Origin of the sequence: Roseicella aerolata (assembly GCF_020523605.1) — a bacterium.
GTDB classification, from domain to species: domain Bacteria; phylum Pseudomonadota; class Alphaproteobacteria; order Acetobacterales; family Acetobacteraceae; genus Paracraurococcus; species Paracraurococcus aerolatus.
Map to the genome: position 1 here is coordinate 42,362 of NZ_JAJAQI010000025.1, position 16,203 is coordinate 58,564.

Sequence of the window (16,203 nt, forward strand, 5' to 3'; positions counted from 1 at the left end):
GCTGCTTCGCTATACCCCTGCCATGTTCGACGCGATCTTCGATGTGGTGGTGGTGGGCGGCGGCCATGCCGGCTGCGAGGCGGCGGCGGCCGCGGCGCGCTGCGGGGCGCAGACCCTGCTCCTGACGCACCGGGTGGAGACACTCGGCGAGATGTCCTGCAACCCGGCCATCGGCGGGGTGGGCAAGGGGCACCTGGTGCGGGAGGTGGACGCGCTGGACGGGTTGATGGGCCGTGCCGCGGATGCCGCCGGCATCCATTTCAAGCTGCTCAACCGCAGCAAGGGCCCGGCGGTGCGGGGGCCGCGCGCCCAGGCCGACCGCAGGCTGTACCGCCAGGCCGTGCAGGCCTTGCTGCACGCAACCGAGGGGCTGACCATCGCAGCCGAGGCGGCGGAGGATCTGGTGGTCGGCCCCGGCAACCGCATCGCAGGTGTGGTGACCGCCTCCGGCCGGCGGATCGGCGCCGGGGCGGTGGTCATCACGACCGGGACCTTCCTGCGCGGCATGATCCATATCGGGGAGACCCGCATCCCGGCCGGCCGGGCGGGCGAGGAACCCGCGATCGGTCTCTCGGACACGCTGCACCGCCTGGGCCTGCCCCTGGCCCGGCTGAAGACCGGCACCCCGCCACGGCTGGACGGCAGGACCATCGACTGGGCGGCGCTGGAGCCGCAGCCGGGCGATGACCCGCCCGAGCCGCTCTCCTGGATGACGGAGCGGATTACCAATCGCCAGATCGCCTGCGCGATCACCGCGACCACGCCGGCGACGCATGATCTGATCCGCGCCAACCTGCACCGCACCGCCGTCTATGGCGGCCGGATCGAAGGGGTGGGACCGCGCTACTGCCCTTCGATCGAGGACAAGGTGGTCCGCTTCGCGGACAGGCAGCGGCATCAGATCTTCCTGGAGCCGGAAGGGCTGGAGGACGACACGGTCTATCCCAATGGCATCTCCACCAGCCTGCCTGAGGCCGTGCAGGAGGCCCTGATCGCGTCCATCCCGGGGCTGGAGCGCGCCCGCATCCTGCGGCCTGGCTATGCCATCGAGTACGACCATGTGGACCCGCGCGCCCTGCTGCCGACGCTGGAAGTGCGCGCGGCCCCCGGCCTGTTCCTTGCCGGTCAGATCAACGGCACGACCGGCTATGAGGAAGCGGCGGCCCAGGGACTGATGGCGGGGGTGAACGCTGCCTGCCGTGCGGGCGGTGCCGAACCTGACCGTGTGCTGACCCGGGGCGAAGCCTATACCGGTGTGCTGGTAGACGACCTGGTGCTGCAGGGCGTGACGGAGCCCTACCGCATGCTCACCGCGCGGTCCGAGTTCCGGCTGGCATTGCGGGCTGACAATGCCGGGCTGCGCCTGACGGAGAAAGGCATCGCCTGGGGCGTGGTGGGGCCGGAGCGGACGGGTGCCCATCGTGCTTTCGCCGCGGCCGTGCAGGATGCGCTGGCGCGCTCCCGCTCCGAAGGCGGCTCGCCGGCCTGGTATCTCGCAGCCGGAATTCCCATCAACCAGGATGGCCGCTGGCGCAGCGCGCTGGAAGCGCTTGCCCTGCCGGCGCTCACGACGGAAGCGGCGGACCGCCTCTTCCCCTGGCTGCGGGACCTGCCACGGCGGGTGCGGGCGGAGCTGGAAGCCCAGGCGCTCTACGCCCCTTACCTGGAGCGCCAGGCAGCTGAGTTGCGTGTGCTGGAACGGGAGGAGCGGCTGTCGATCCCGGCGGGGATCGACTTCACCGAGGTGCCGGGGCTTTCCGCCGAGATGCGCCAGCGGCTGGACAGGGCCCGCCCTGCCACGCTCGGCAGTGCCGGTCGCGTTCCCGGCATCACGCCCGCCGCGCTGGCCGCCCTCGCCGTCCATCTCCGCCGGAGCGAGGTGCGTTTCACGTGAAACCATCCGACCTTAATCTGGGTGTTCCACGTGAAACGGAGGCGGCGCTGCGTGACTTCGTCGCCTTGCTGCTGCGATGGAATGCCCGGATCAACCTGACGGCCGAACGGGACGAGGCAGCCATCTGGCAGCGCCATGTGGTGGACTCGCTTCAATTGGCACCCCTTGTTCCAGCCATGGAAGGGCCGCTCGTCGATCTCGGCTCCGGCGCCGGCTTTCCCGGTCTCATGCTCGCCCTCACCACTGGCCGTGAAACACATCTGGTCGAATCCGACCGCCGCAAATCGGCCTTCCTGATCGAAGCAGCGCGCGTGCTGAACCTGCCCCGTATGAAGGTCCACCCCACCCGAATCGAGGCCGCCACCCTGCCCCCGGCGGCCATCCTCACGGCCCGTGCCCTCGCCCCGCTCGCCGACCTCCTCCCGCATGCCCACCGCATCCTCGCCCCTGGCGGTACTGCCCTGTTTCCGAAGGGCCGCACGGCCGAGCAGGAATTGACGGATGCCGCCCGCGGCTGGATCATGCATATCGAGCGGTTCGCGAGCCGAACCGAGCCCTCCGCCACCATCCTCCGTCTCAGTGAGATCCGTCCTGCCGGCTTCCATGCCTGACCGGGCCCGTCCCCGCGTCATTGCCCTCGCCAACCAGAAGGGCGGCGTCGGCAAGACGACCACCGCCATCAACCTGGCTACCGTCCTCGCGGCGGGGCACAAGGTGCTCCTGCTCGACCTCGATCCGCAGGGTAACGCCTCCACCGGCCTTGGCATCGACCGGGCCGAGCGCGGTGCCGGCACCTATGCCCTGCTGGTGGATGGCCGCCCCCTGGCCGAGCTGCTGCGCCCCACCCCGGTTCCCAACCTCCAGCTCGTCCCTGCGGATTCCGACTTGGCCGGTGCGGAGGTCGAGCTGGTCGCGATGGAGGACCGCGAGCGCCGCCTGCGCGCCGCCCTCGATGCCGACCCGAAGCTCACCGGGAGCTTCGACTACATCCTGCTGGATTGCCCGCCCTCGCTTGGCCTGCTGACGCTGAACGCCCTGGTCGCCGCCCATAGCGTCCTGGTGCCGCTGCAGACCGAGTTCTTCGCGCTGGAAGGCGTCAGCCAGATCACCCAGACCATCGAGAGGGTGAGGCGCGCCCTCAACCCCGGCCTGGCGCTGGAGGGCATCCTGCTGACCATGTACGACCGCCGGAACAACCTCTCCGAGCTCGTCGCCCAGGACGTGCGTGGCTTCTTCAAGGACAAGGTATTTGAGACCGTGATCCCGCGGAACATCCGCATCAGCGAGGCACCCTCGCACGGCCTGCCCGTCAGCCTCTACGACGCCCGCTCCCCCGGCGCGCAGGCCTATGCCGCGCTGGGGGCCGAGGTCCTGCGTCGGCAGAAACGCGCATGAGCGGCCCGAAGAAGCCCATGCGGCTCGGCCGCGGCCTCTCCGCCCTGCTCGGCGAGGCGCCGCCCCCTACCACGACGGACGCCGCCCAGCAGCCCGCCGGCGAGGGCCTCCGCGGCCTGCCGATCGAGATGCTGGAGCCCGGCCCCTTCCAGCCCCGCGGCCCGATCGACCCTGGCCCGCTGCAGGAACTCGCCGACAGCATCAGGGAGCATGGCGTGCTCCAGCCCATTCTGGTGCGGGAGAAACCCGGCACCCCGGGCCGCTACGAGATCATCGGCGGCGAGCGCCGCTGGCGTGCCGCCCAGCTGGCCCAGCTGCATGAGGTGCCGGTCGTCCTGCGGAACCTGGATGACCGCTCCGCCATGGCCGCCGCCCTGGTCGAGAACCTGCAGCGCCAGGACCTGAATGCGCTGGAGGAGGCGGAGGGCTTCCGCCGCCTGACCGACGAATTCGGCCTGACCCAGGACCAGCTTGGCCAGGCCGTCGGCAAGAGCCGCAGCCATGTGGCGAACACCCTGCGCCTGCTCGCCCTGCCGGAGCGGGTGCGGGAGCTGCTGCGCGACGGGGCGCTCACCGCCGGCCATGCCCGCGCCCTGCTGACCGCGCCGGATGCCGAAGCCCTGGCGCTGGAGGTGGTGGACCGTGGCCTGAATGTCCGCCAGACTGAAGCCCTGGTCGCCGCCAGGCCGCGCGATCCGGCGACGAAGCCCGCTGCCCCGGCCCCGGAAACCGTCGCGCTGGAGCGGGACCTCTCCACCCGCCTCGGGTTGAAGGTCAGCATCCGCCATGGCGGGCGCGGCGGGCAGGTGATGATCCAGTACCGCGACCTGGATCAGCTCGACGGGCTGATCCGCCTGCTGAACCAGTAAGGGGCAGGGGGAGAAAATGCCCCTCCCCCATCCGGGCATTACGCCAGGGGCGGCCGCCGCGCGGCGAAGAGCAGGGCGGGGCTCGGGATGGCGACGCCCGCGGGTCCGGCATGGCGGCCTGCGGCCTCGATGATCGCGGCCCGGATGCGCGCCTGGACCTCCGGCCTCTGCTGGGCGATCAGGCCCATGGTCCGCACGGTGCTCTTCTCGAACCAGTCCCAGGCATCCTCGGGCCGTGCCTCGCGGAAGGCGATGGGGATCTCCCGCACCGTCACCGCGCGGAAACCCGCGCGCTCCAGCACCGCCCCGGTGGCGGCGCGATCGGCCAGCTGGAAGATCGGCGGGCCAGGCGGCAGCGGCACGCCCATATCGGCATGCGCCAGCACCGCCTGCATGCCGAGGCCGAGGAAGGCCGCCCGCTCCGGCCCGTCCCAGACCGTGAAGGCGTAGCATCCGCCGGGCCGCAGCACGCGGAAGGCCTCGGCGATCGCGGCCTCGGGCTGCGCTAGATGCAGCAGGCCGAAGGCGCAGACCACCGCATCGAAAGCCTGGTCGCCGAAATCCAGCGCCTCCGCATCGCCGATGCGGAACTCGGCACCGATGACCCGCCGGCGCGCAAGCTCCACCATCGCCGGCGCGATATCGATGCCTATGGGGGCGAGGCCCCTCGCCGCCGCCTCATCCACCAGGTAGCCCGGCCCGCAGCAGATATCGAGCAGGCGCATGCCGGTCCGGGCGCCCACCGCCTCCAGCAGGGGTGCCACCACCTCGCTCGTCATCCGGCCGGCCCGCTCGTCATAATGCGGGGCCTGCCGATGCCAGCCGTCGCGCTCGAATTCCTTGAAGCTGGGCTGTCCTGGGCCTGTCGTCATGGCGCACCTCCCGGGCGGCGCGACCGGTGGGGGATGAGGGGCGGTCGCCGTCCGGATGCATCCGCCACAGAACAGGCCCGACGCATCGAGCGGATGGCGGGCCGGGATCCGCGCCGTCACCGATCGGTGGCCACCGTCACCAGATTGTGCCCCGGCGCGGCGTGCCGTCCAGGAGATCGCGAGGACGTTCCCACGCCGGCGGCGAGGCGCAGGCCGCAGGAGCCGCGGGCACCGTCAACCCCAAGGTAATGACGGCGCTACCCCCTCAGCGCCGCGCAGCCGCCTGCCGCGCCAGCCCTGTCACCGCGTTCCGGGCGATGGTGTTCGCCGGCAGGCCCGTGGTCTTGGTCCGCCGCTCCGCCTCCAGCAGCGCCGCCCCGGCCGCCTCCAGCGCATCGGGCCGCCAGACCCGCAGCGCCCGCTCCATCGCCGGCTTGTGGCGGAAGAAGACCGGCGGTCGCAGCGCCTCCAGCGCCCCGGCCGGCGCCGCCCCCGCCGCCACGGCCAGCGAGGCGAGGTGCAGCCGCTGCACATGGCGCAGCGCCGCCCGCACCACCTGCACGGCGTTCGCGCCCTCGGCGAAGGCGGTGTCCAGCGCCTTGTCGGCCGAGGCCACCTCCCCCGCCATGGCGGCCATCAGCGCCTCCTCCAGGTCCAGCGCCGAGCCCTCCGCCACGCAGGCGACCGCCGCTTCCGGCGTCACCTTGCCGCCCTGCCCGACGAAGAGGGCGAGCTTCTCCAGCTCCCGCCGCAGCAGCATCCGGTCCTCGCCCAGGCGCTGCGCCAGCCATTCCAGCGCCGCCGGCTCGGCCGAGACGCCCAGCTCCTGCAGGATCCGCCCGATGGAGGCCGAGAGTTCCGCCCCCCGCTCCCGGTAGCAGGCAATGACGGCACCGGCCGCCGAGCCTTCCACCGCCTTGAACAGCGCGGCGGAGGTGCGCAGTTCCGGCGCCTCGATCACCACCAGCCCCGGCCCGGGCCCGGACAGCGCCGCCCTGGCGGCCTCCACCGCCTGCTTGCCGTCGCCGGCGTCGCGCAGCCGCACCAGCACGCGCCCGCCGGTCAGCGGGGAGCTCGCCGCCTCATTCGCCAGCGCATTCGGCGCCCGCAGCATCTCCTTGCCGGCCTCGACCAGGCGCAGGCTGTCGCCCTCGGTCACCGTGCGGATCAGCGCCTCGCAGCGTTCCCGGATCAGGCCGGGATCGTCACCATGCAGCAGCACCACGCGGCAGGCCCCCGGATCGGCCAGGAAGGCGCCGGTCCGCCGTGCGTCGAGCTTCGCCATCGCCGCCCTCTCCTGTGTATGGGGGGTAGAAGCGCAGATCGCGGCAGGCCGCGAAGGGCCGGGCGCGTGACGCTGCACGAATAGAGGGGCCTGCAACGGACCGGCGTTCAGGCAGGAACGCGATCCGCAATGGCCCGGCGCCCGGAACCCTGCCCTCAGCCGGTCGCGGTCCCGGTTTCCTTCTGGCGCCGCAGCGCCAGCGCCACCTGCCGGGTGATCTCCTCGGAGATCTGCTCCATCGCCCGGCTCTCCAGCGCGTCCCGGGCGCTGTCGGCCGAGAAGAACTGCAGGTCCGGGATGTTGAAGGAGTCGAGGGTCCGGTACGGGATTGCCGAGCGCGCCACCGTCTGCGGCGGGACGGAGAGCGTCGCCAGATCCCAAGTGCCGGTGAAGATGTAGCGGAGGCGGCTGATGGTGCCGTCCCGCCGGTAGCCCAGCACCTCGATGCCCGGCACCACCTGCACGTTCAGCATGTAGCGCGCAGGCGTGCCCGGCTGGCTGTCCTCCAGCCGCCGCTGCAGGTTGCGCCGCAGGATCTGGCCGGACCGCTCATGGATCGGCCCGACGCGCACCGCGGCGAGTTCCGTGGCCAGGTCGGATTCGCTGCCATCCGCCGCCGTGATCGGCGCGTAGAGCGGGCGGAAGCCGCAGCCGGAAAGGCCGAGCAGCCCCGCCACGCCCAGCAGGGCGCGGCGAGAGGGCGGGCGGCCCGCCTGTCCCGCCCGGTCGTCGCGCGGCACGAGGCTAGACGACGAAGTTGACGACACGGCCCGGCACATGGATGCGCTTCCGGATGGGCTTGCCGGCAATGGTCCGCTGCACATTCTCCTCCGCCTCCGCGAGCGCGAAGATGGTAGCCTCATCCGCGTCCACCGCCACCTCGATCGTGCCGCGCAACTTGCCGAGAACCTGCACGGCGAGCGTCACCGTCTCCGCCTTCAGCAGGGCCGGATCGGCCTCCAGCCAGGGAAGCTGGGCGACCAGCGCCTCCGTGCCCGGGTTCAGCAGCGACCACAACTCCTCCGCCAGGTGCGGCATCATGGGCGAGGCGAGGCGCGCGATCGCCTCCAGCGCCTCGCGTCGCGCGGCACCCATGCCCTCACCCTCCCCGGCATCGGCGATGGCATTGGCGAATTCATGGATGCGCGCGACGGCGACGTTGAAGGCGAAGCTCTCCAGCGCCTCGGTCACCGCGGCGATGGTCCTGTGCGTCACCTGCCGCAGCTTCTTCGCGGCACCCGTCGCGCCTTCCGGCGAGGTGCCGGCAGGCGGCAGGCCGGGCAGCGCCGCTGCCACCAGCCGGTAGAGCCGCTGGGTGAAGCGGTAGGCGCCGGCGACGCCGCTCTCCGTCCACTCCATGTCCCGCTCCGGCGGGTTGTCGGAGAGGATGAACCAGCGGGCGGTGTCCGCACCGTATCTGTCGATGATGGCGCCCGGATCCACCGTGTTGCGCTTCGACTTCGACATCGCCTCGACACGGCCGATGGTGACGGGCTCGTTGGTGCCCTTCACCACCGCGCTGCGCGTGCCGTCGGGGGCGAGGCTGAACTCCACCTCCTCCGGATAGAGCCAGCGGCCATCGGTGCCCTTGTAGCTCTCATGCTGCACCATGCCCTGGGTGAAGAGCCCCTCGAAGGGTTCCGCGATGGTCAGGTGCCCGGTGTCACGCATGCCGCGGGTGAAGAAGCGGCTGTAGAGCAGGTGCAGGATCGCGTGCTCGATGCCGCCGATATACTGGTCCACCGGCAGCCAGGCATCCACGGCGGCCTTCGTCACCGGGGCGTCCGCGCGCGGCGAGCAGAAGCGCGCGAAGTACCAGGAACTGTCCACGAAGGTGTCGCAGGTATCGGTCTCGCGCCGCGCCGGCTTGCCGCAGGACGGGCAGTTCACGTGCTTCCAGCTGGGGTGGTTGTCGAGCGGGTTGCCCGGCTTCGAGAAATCCACGTCCTCCGGCAGCTTCACCGGCAACTGGTCGTCCGGCACGGGGACGACGCCGCAGGCCTCGCAATGGATGAAGGGGATCGGGCAGCCCCAGTAGCGCTGGCGGGAGACGCCCCAGTCGCGGAGCCGCCAGTTGACCACGCCCGTCCCCTGCCCCGATCGCTCCAGCGCCTCGATCGCCTTGCGCTTCGCGGCGGCGACATCGAGCCCGTCGAGGAAGCCGGAATTGAAGATGGTGCCGTCATCCACATAGGCCTTGCCGTCCAACGAGAAGCGCGCGGGATCGGCGCCCGGCGGCAGCACCACCGGCCTGATCGTCAGCCCGTATTTGGAGGCGAATTCGAAGTCGCGCTCGTCATGGGCCGGGCAGCCGAAGATCGCGCCGGTGCCGTATTCCATCAGCACGAAATTGGCGATCCAGACCGGGAAGGTCACGCCTTCGAGGAAGGGATGCTGCACGCGGAAGCCGGTGTCGTAGCCGCGCTTCTCCGCCTGCTCGATCGCCGCCTCCGAAGTGCCCATGCGGCGGCACTCCGCGATGAACTCGGCCGCCTTCGGGTCACGCGCCGCGGCGGCCGCGGCCAGCGGGTGCTCGGCGGCGACGGCGAGGAAGCTCATGCCGAAGAGCGTATCGGGCCGGGTGGTGAAGACCTCCACCTCGCTGATCTGCGCCTCCGGATTCAGACCTCCAGGCCCTTCGGCCTTCCGGTCATCCTGGGCGATGCCACCCACCGGCTCGGCCAGCCGGAAGCGCACCCGCGCGCCCTCGCTGCGGCCGATCCAGTTGGCCTGCATCAGCTTCACGCGCTCGGGCCAGCGGTCCAGCGTCCCCAGCGCCTCCAGCAGGTCCGGCGCATACTTGGTGATGCTGAAGAACCACTGGCTGAGCTGCTTCTTCTCGACCAGCGCGCCGGAGCGCCAGCCGCGCCCGTCGATCACCTGCTCATTCGCCAGGACGGTGCCGTCCACCGGGTCCCAGTTGACCCAGCTCTCCTTCCGCTCGACCAGCCCGGCCTTGTGGAAATCGAGGAAGAGCTTCTGCTGCCGGCCGTAATACTCGGCGTCGCAGGTGGCGAATTCGCGCGCCCACTCGATCGAGAGGCCCATGCGCTTCAGCTCGGCGCGCATATTGGCGATGTTCTGGTAGGTCCAGGTGCCGGGGTGGATGCCGCGCTCCCGCGCCGCATTCTCGGCGGGCAGGCCGAAGGCGTCCCAGCCCATCGGGTGCATCACCATGTGCCCGCGCGCGCGCTTGTAGCGCGCGACCACGTCGCCCAGCGTATAGTTGCGGACATGGCCCATATGGATCTTCCCGCTGGGATACGGGAACATCTCCAGGACGTAATATTTCTTCGCCTCGGGTGGCGGGATGTCGGGCACCGAGAAACAGGCGCGCCTGTCCCATTCCGCCTGCCAGCGCGGCTCGGCGGATTTGAAGTCGTGCCGGATGTCCTGGCGCTGGTCCGGGCGGGAAGCGGTGCTGGCGTCGTTCATGGCCGTCATGATCTGCTCGGGCCAAGGGAATAAGCCTCTGTCCCGCGTGAGGGAAGTGCGGCCTTGCCGGTGGCGTCCCGCCCCGCAGCCTTCCTGCCACCCCTTAGCCCTGCTCCAGCCAGTGCACCTCCCCGTCATCCAGGTCGTAATGCGCCGGCACGATCTTCAGCCGCCCGGCCGTCAGCGCCTGCTGCAGCACCGCGCTCTGCGTCCGGAGCCGCATCGCCACCCGCCGCGCATTGGCCTGCACGGCGGCATCGAGGGTCCGGCCGCCCTCCCGCCGCGCGGTCAGCACCGCCGGGATGATGGGCTGGATCATCTCCCCGATCACGCCGGGGAAGCTCGCATCGCGCTCCACCGCATCCACCGCCGCGGCGACGGCGCCGCAGCTTTCATGCCCCAGCACCACGATCAGCGGGCAGCCGAGCACCCCGACGCCATACTCCACGCTGCCGAGCGCGGCGGTGTCCACCGTGTTGCCGGCATTGCGCACGATGAAGAGCTCGCCGAGGCCGCGGCCGAAGAGCAATTCGGGCGGCACCCGGCTGTCGGAGCAGCCGATCAACACGCAGAAGGGCGCCTGGCCGCGCGCCAGCTCGACCCGCCGCTCCCGCCCCTGCGCGGCACGGAAGGGCGCGTCGGTGACGAAGCGCTCATTGCCCTCCTTCAGCCGGGCCAGCGCCTGGTTGGGGGTGAGGTCGGTCTTGCGCACCGGGTCGGCCGCCCGCGCGGCGCCGGGCAGGGAAGCGGCCACCAGCGCGCCGGCGGCAAGGCCCGCCAGGCCGCGCCGGCCCGGCGCCAGGGGGAAGCCCGGATGGCAACCGCAGAGGGGGATGGGCATGGCATGTCTCCCGCCTGGCCCCAGGCGCCGGGCCGGGCCGGCCTGCGCCGCGGGTCCGTTCGTGCTTCCGGCGGCACGCCGCCGGGCCGCGCGCGGCTGCGGCGGCTGACGGCCCGAACGCCGCCGGTCCGCAGCGGTGGCATGATGGTCCCGCCCACCGCCCGCCCGGCCGGCGCCCCGGCATTGCGGCGGCTGCCGCCCCGTCCCATCCTCCGGCAACCCGTTCCAGGTCCGTGATGCACCGCCTGCTTGCCTTGCTGCTGCTGCTGCTCCTTCCGCTGCGCGACGCGCCCGCCCAATCCGTGGCGGAGGAGACCGCCTATCGGGAGGTCTTTGCGGTCGCCGCCCTCGGCGCGCCGAACCCCTCCCTTACCCTCGCCGCCACCTATGGCCTGCTCTATCGCGGCATGATGCCGCATGCCGCCTTCGCGCTCGCGCGCGATCCCGCCGGCCGCTCCGCCTGGGGATTCGCCGGCGGCGCCGCGACACCCGGGCAGGCCGAGGCGGCGGCGCTGGAGCGCTGCCGGCGCGCGCTCGGCCAGCTCCAGGCGGAATGCCGCCTGCTGGCCCTGGATGCCGGCCGGCCCGGCGGCCCCGCCGTGCCGCTGGCCGAGGGCGGGATCGGCCCCTTCCGCCCTGCGCCCCTGCTGCTGCGCCGCGGCCCGCAGACGGCGCGCGGCGTGCTGGTCTGGAGCCATGGCTATGGCGGGCCGGAGCGGGACAACCGCAAGGCGCCGACGCCGGCCTTCGTTTCCCTGCTCAACGACAATGGCTGGGATGTGCTGCGCTTCGACCGGCACCCGGGCGAGGACAGCCTCTATGCCAGCCTGCCGCGCCTGACCGCCGGCCTGCCGGCGCTGCGGGAGGCGGGGTACCGCCGCATCATCCTCGGCGGCCAGTCGCGCGGCGGCTGGCAGGCCATCATGGCCGCCGCCGAGCGGCCCGAGCTGGTGGAGGCGGTGATCGCCACCGCCCCGGCGGCGCATGGGGAGCTAAGCCGCCCGAACAATCACGGCGCCGCCGCCGATGATTTCCGCCGCCTGCTGGCCGGGCTGCCGGCCGCCGGCCCGCGCCTGGCCGTGGTGCTGTTCGAGGGCGATGAGTTCGACCCGGAGCCCGAGCGCCGGGCCGCCCTGCTGGAGGCGCTGGCGCGGGAGAGGGCGGCGCCGACCCTCGCCCTCTGGCCGGAGCCGCCGCTGCGCGGCCATGCCGGGGCGCATGACCTGCGCTTCACCCTGCTGCAGGGCGGTTGCCTGCTGAGCCTGGTGCAGGCGCCCGAGGCGGCGGCGCCGCGCGGCCTGCGGCGAAGCGCCTGTGGCGGCGGCTGAGGCCGGCGGCCGGACCGCCCTGCCCTCTCCCGCGGGCGGGATAACGGTACGGTGGAGTTGCGCCAGGCGGCATCGCCTTTTGCGCCCCGACTCGTGACCTGCCATGCCGTTTGCTCGCAGCCTTGTTGCGAAAACAGATCATGGAGGGGAGTTAATCCTCCCGGTGGAGGTTCCACCATGCGTTTCGCCCCATTGCTGTTGCTGCTTGGTCTCGTCGCCTGCGCCGGGCCCAGGCAATCGGCCGAGGAGGCCGACCTGACCGCCGTCCGCGCGGTCTCGCTCTCCACCCAGGCGCTGAGCTGGGAGGAGCTGCGCATCCATCCCGCGCTGATGCAGCGCCCCTGTGCCGTCCACACGCTGGTGAACGAGGAGGCGGTGGTGGTCGGCTATTGCGAGCGCGGCAAGCGCTGCCGGACCAATGACTGGCGGCCGGTGCTGGATGGCTGCCAGCCGGCCCAGGGCCCGGGGATGACGCCCGCGCCTACGGGCAGCGGGCTGGAGGTGGCCAACCGGCGCTGATCCGCGCCGCCATCCCCGGCCCGGCGCGCCATCGCCCCGGTCCGGGGCCGGGGGCGAAGGGATCCAGGCTGAACTGCCCCGGAAGCACGCTGCCGCGTGACTCCGGCCTCGGCCGCCGGCACCGCCCCGGCCGCCCGGGGCGGCTGCGGGTCAGGGCCGATGCCGGCTGGCATGATGCGGGCCCGCATGCTTCCCGGCAGAACACCGAGGAGCACATCATGGCGCGTAACCGGGCGGTGCCCGGAGCGTTGCTCACCCCGCCGAGCCCCACCGCTCCGCCCTCCCGCCCAGGTCGCGGAGGGTCCCGAGCCGATGTTCCGTGGGAGCGCAGCGGGAAAGAAGTAGACATACATGCTTGAGATGACGCAGCCCGGGCGCGGGCCGGCCTCCGCGAAAGCCAAGGGGTCCGTATTTCCTGTCTCCGCCGCGCTGGTCGTGGCCATCGTTCTCTGCGGCGCGCTGGCGCCCGAGACCGTCGGTGACGTCTTCAGCGCCGCGCAGGCCTGGATCATGGACCGGCTCGGCTGGTTCTACCTGCTCTCGGTGGCCGTCTTCCTTTTCTTCGTGCTCTATCTCGCGATCTCCCCCCATGGCCAGGTCAGGCTGGGACCCAACCATTCCGAGCCGGATTTCAGCTACGGATCATGGTTCGCGATGCTCTTCAGCGCCGGGATGGGCATCGGCCTCGTCTTCTTCGGGGTGGCCGAGCCGATCATGCACTTCACCACGCCCCCGCTGGGGGAAGGCGGCACGGCCGAGGCCGCGCGCGCCGCCATGCGCATCACCTTCTTCCATTGGGGCGTGCATGCCTGGGCGATCTATGCCGTCGTCGGGCTGTCACTGGCTTATTTCGGCTTCCGCCACGGCCTGCCGCTGACGGTCCGCTCGGCCTTCTATCCGCTGATCGGGGAGCGCATCCACGGGCCGATCGGCCAGGCGATCGATGTCTTCGCCGTGCTCGGCACCGTCTTCGGCGTCGCCACCTCGCTCGGTCTCGGGGTGCTGCAGATCAATGCGGGCCTCGCGCATCTCGCCGGCCTTCCGGAATCGCTTCCGGCGCAGGTCGTCCTGATCGCGGTGATCACCGCCATGGCGACGATCTCGGTCGCGCTCGGCCTGGATGCCGGCATCCGGCGGCTCAGCATCTTCAACATGGTGCTGGCGGCCGCCCTTCTGCTGTTCGTGGCGGCGGTCGGGCCGACCGTCTTCCTGCTGAAGGCGCTGGTGCAGAACACCGGCGCCTACATAGACGACTTCGTCACCCGCACCTTCCTGCTCTACGCCTACGAACCGAACAGCTGGATCGCTGGCTGGACGCTGTTCTACTGGGCCTGGTGGATCTCCTGGTCGCCCTTCGTCGGCATGTTCATCGCGCGGATCTCGCGCGGCCGCACCATCCGCGAATTCGTCCTCGGCGTCCTCTTCGTGCCGACGGGCTTCACCCTGGTATGGATGACGGTGTTCGGGAACACCGCCATCTGGCTGCACCTCTCTGGCGCCACCACCGCCGTCTCGGAGACCGTCGCGGCCAGCGTGCCGCTCGCGCTCTTCACCTTCCTTGAGCAGTTCCCGCTCTCCCTCATCGCCTCCGCGCTCGCCACGCTGCTGGTGGTCAGCTTCTTCGTGACCTCGGCGGATTCGGCGGCGCTCGTCATCGACACCATCACCGCCGGCGGGACGGAGGAGTCGCCGGCCTGGCGCCGGGTCTTCTGGGCCCTGCTCACCGGGGCGGTCGCCGCGGTCCTGCTCTTCGCCGGCGGGCTGAAGAGCCTGCAGACCGCGACCATTGCCAGCGCCCTGCCCTTCACCATCGTCATGCTGGCGATGTGCTACGGGCTCCTCAAGGCGCTCCGGATGGAGGCGCTGCGCACGGCCGTCCGGCAGGCCCCGTCCCTCGCCGTCATGGGCGGGACCGGGGCCTGGCAGCGGCGGCTCCACACCATCCTGCACCACCCCTCCCGGGCCGAGGTCATGACCTTCCTGGACGAGGTCGCGGCGCCGGGCCTCGAGGCCGTGGCCCGCGAGCTCCGGGCGCGCGGCGTCGAGGCCAGGCTGCTGCGGGAGGAGGACCGGCTCCGCCTCGTGACGTCACCGGGCGAGCGGGAGGAGTTCCGCTACGGCATCCGCGCCCGGGGCTACGCCCTGCCGAGCTTCGCCTTCTTCGAGCGGGCGGCGGAGGCCGATGACCAACGCGACCGCTACTACCGGGCCGAGGTCTTCCTGCTGGAGGGCGGGCAGGACTACGACGTGATGGGCTACGGGCGCGAGGAGCTGATCGCCGACGTGCTGGCCCAGTACGAGCACCACCTGAACTTCCTGCACGCGGCCGAGCGGGTCGGGTGAGCGGGTCGGCCGAGAGGGTGCCGGGCGCGGTCCCGCCCGGCACCCTGCGTCCGGTCGCCGCGCTGCTGGCCGGCGTGGCCCTCGCCATGGCGGGCAATGGCCCGCTGACCACGCTCCTCAGCCTGCGGCTGGAGGCGGCCGATACGGCGCGCCTCGCCATCGGCACCATCATGGCCGCCTATTTCGCCGGGCTGACGCTCGGCTCGCTCCTCGCCTACCGGCTGGTCCTGCAGGTGGGCCACATCCGCACCTTCGCGGCCTTCGCCTCGGTCCTCTCGGCCACGGCGCTGGCCTATCCGCTGCTGCCGCACCCGCTGGCCTGGGCGGCGCTGCGCCTGGCCGAGGGCTTCTGCATGGCCGGCGTCTTCATCTGCGTGGAGAGCTGGCTGAACGACCGGAGCGGCCCCGCGACCCGCGGCAAGATCCTCGCCGCCTACATGATCTGCCTCTATCTGGGGCAGGCGGCCGGCCAGTTCCTGCTCGGGCTCGGCGACGGGCCCGGCGCCTTCCGCGTCTTCATCCTTGTCTCGATCCTGCTCTCGCTCTCCGTGCTGCCGGTCGCGCTCACCCGCATGACCCCACCGCAACTCCCCGAGGTTGCCTCCCTCTCGGCCCGCAGGCTCTACGCGGCCTCCCCGCTCGGCGTCGTGGGGACGGTGGCGAGCGGGCTGGTCCTTGGCGCGATCTATCCCCTCGGCCCGGTATTCGCGCGCGACGCGGCCGGCTTCGATGCCGCCGGCACGGCCTTGTTCATGAGCGTCGTGATCTCCGGCGGCGTCCTGCTGCAATGGCCGCTGGGCCGGCTCTCCGATGCCTTCGACCGGCGCCTGGTGACGCTCGCCACGCTCGCGGCGCTCACCCTGGCCGGGGCCGCGGTCCCGCTGGCCGCGCAGCATGGTCAGGCGGCGCTGCTCGGGGCGGCCGCCCTGTTCGGCGGCTTCGCCTTTGCGCTCTATCCGCTCTGCGTGGCGCATACGAACGACCACCTGCCGCGGGAGGAGCGCATCGCCGCCAGCGGCGGGCTGGTGCTCGCCTTCTCGGCCGGGGCCACCCTGGGGCCGCGCGCGGCTTCCGCCGCGATGTCCATCCTGGGCAGCGCCGGGCTCTTCGCCTTTACGGCCTGCATCGGCGCCGCCGGCTTCCTCTTCGGCCTGTGGCGCCTGCGCGTCCGCGGGCCCGTCCCCTCCGAACAGCAGGGGCCCTTCCTCGCGCTGCCGCGCACCACGCCCGCCGCGGCGGCGCTGCATCCGGAAGTGCCCCCCGATGCGGCCCGGGGCGGCCGCCAGGCCGAAGCGGAGGATGGCCACCTTCGCCGGCACGCCACGGATGGGCGGCCTGCGAAGGCGGGACCCGATCATGCCGCCGCGTGACGGCAGTGGATCACGTTCCCCTCTGAACGCCCATCCGCCGTAGCTCCTTGTT

General features: G+C 72.0%; 13 protein-coding genes. 8 read left to right on the plus strand and 5 right to left on the minus strand.

Going from position 1 to position 16,203, the window contains the following annotated elements:
* Positions 1–22: 22 nt before the first annotated feature.
* From mnmG to LHA35_RS16545, 4 genes are read left to right on the plus strand one after another with little or no spacing between them, the layout of a single operon-like run.
* A complete protein-coding gene (mnmG, locus tag LHA35_RS16530) occupies positions 23–1,894 on the plus strand; it encodes a tRNA uridine-5-carboxymethylaminomethyl(34) synthesis enzyme MnmG (protein ID WP_226609929.1) in 1,872 nt (623 codons plus the stop codon).
* Entirely contained in the window at positions 1,891–2,505 is a 615-nt protein-coding gene (rsmG, locus tag LHA35_RS16535; protein ID WP_226609931.1) for a 16S rRNA (guanine(527)-N(7))-methyltransferase RsmG, read from the plus strand. The genes mnmG and rsmG overlap by 4 nt, the downstream gene beginning before the upstream one ends.
* Entirely contained in the window at positions 2,498–3,289 is a 792-nt protein-coding gene (locus LHA35_RS16540) for a ParA family protein (protein WP_226609932.1), read from the plus strand. Before rsmG ends, LHA35_RS16540 begins: the two co-directional genes overlap by 8 nt.
* On the plus strand, positions 3,286–4,158 hold the full coding sequence (locus LHA35_RS16545; RefSeq protein WP_226609934.1) for a ParB/RepB/Spo0J family partition protein: 873 nt from the start codon (positions 3,286–3,288) through the stop codon (positions 4,156–4,158). Before LHA35_RS16540 ends, LHA35_RS16545 begins: the two co-directional genes overlap by 4 nt.
* A 38-nt stretch (positions 4,159–4,196) precedes the next feature.
* Here LHA35_RS16545 and LHA35_RS16550 read toward each other — a convergent pair whose 3' ends face one another.
* The 5 genes from LHA35_RS16550 to LHA35_RS16570 form a co-directional block, all read right to left on the minus strand.
* Positions 4,197–5,030, minus strand: coding sequence for a class I SAM-dependent methyltransferase (locus LHA35_RS16550; protein WP_226609936.1), 834 nt, complete (start codon positions 5,028–5,030; stop codon positions 4,197–4,199).
* A 265-nt stretch (positions 5,031–5,295) separates the two neighbouring features.
* Positions 5,296–6,315 (minus strand): DNA polymerase III subunit delta, encoded by a 1,020-nt coding sequence (gene holA / locus LHA35_RS16555; protein ID WP_226609938.1) that lies wholly within the window; start codon positions 6,313–6,315, stop codon positions 5,296–5,298.
* 155 nt (positions 6,316–6,470) lie between these two features.
* The gene (gene lptE / locus LHA35_RS16560; protein ID WP_226609940.1) at positions 6,471–7,082 is read right to left on the minus strand and encodes an LPS assembly lipoprotein LptE; all 612 of its coding nucleotides are present in this window, start codon (positions 7,080–7,082) and stop codon (positions 6,471–6,473) included.
* Positions 7,060–9,750: a leucine--tRNA ligase gene (gene leuS, locus LHA35_RS16565; protein WP_226609942.1), complete on the minus strand. Its 2,691-nt coding sequence runs from the start codon at positions 9,748–9,750 to the stop codon at positions 7,060–7,062. Before leuS ends, lptE begins: the two co-directional genes overlap by 23 nt.
* A 103-nt stretch (positions 9,751–9,853) precedes the next feature.
* The gene (locus LHA35_RS16570; RefSeq protein WP_226609945.1) at positions 9,854–10,591 is read right to left on the minus strand and encodes a carbonic anhydrase; all 738 of its coding nucleotides are present in this window, start codon (positions 10,589–10,591) and stop codon (positions 9,854–9,856) included.
* A gap of 236 nt (positions 10,592–10,827) precedes the next feature.
* Between LHA35_RS16570 and LHA35_RS16575 the strand changes: the two genes are divergently transcribed.
* The 4 genes from LHA35_RS16575 (at position 10,828) to LHA35_RS16590 (ending at position 16,151) form a co-directional block, all read left to right on the plus strand.
* Entirely contained in the window at positions 10,828–11,919 is a 1,092-nt protein-coding gene (locus LHA35_RS16575; protein ID WP_226609947.1) for an alpha/beta hydrolase, read from the plus strand.
* 177 nt (positions 11,920–12,096) lie between these two features.
* On the plus strand, positions 12,097–12,438 hold the full coding sequence (locus tag LHA35_RS16580; RefSeq protein ID WP_226609950.1) for a hypothetical protein: 342 nt from the start codon (positions 12,097–12,099) through the stop codon (positions 12,436–12,438).
* Between the two features lie 351 nt (positions 12,439–12,789).
* Entirely contained in the window at positions 12,790–14,781 is a 1,992-nt protein-coding gene (locus tag LHA35_RS16585) for a BCCT family transporter (protein ID WP_226609952.1), read from the plus strand.
* The gene (locus LHA35_RS16590; protein ID WP_226609955.1) at positions 14,778–16,151 is read left to right on the plus strand and encodes an MFS transporter; all 1,374 of its coding nucleotides are present in this window, start codon (positions 14,778–14,780) and stop codon (positions 16,149–16,151) included. The genes LHA35_RS16585 and LHA35_RS16590 overlap by 4 nt, the downstream gene beginning before the upstream one ends.
* Positions 16,152–16,203 lie beyond the last annotated feature (52 nt).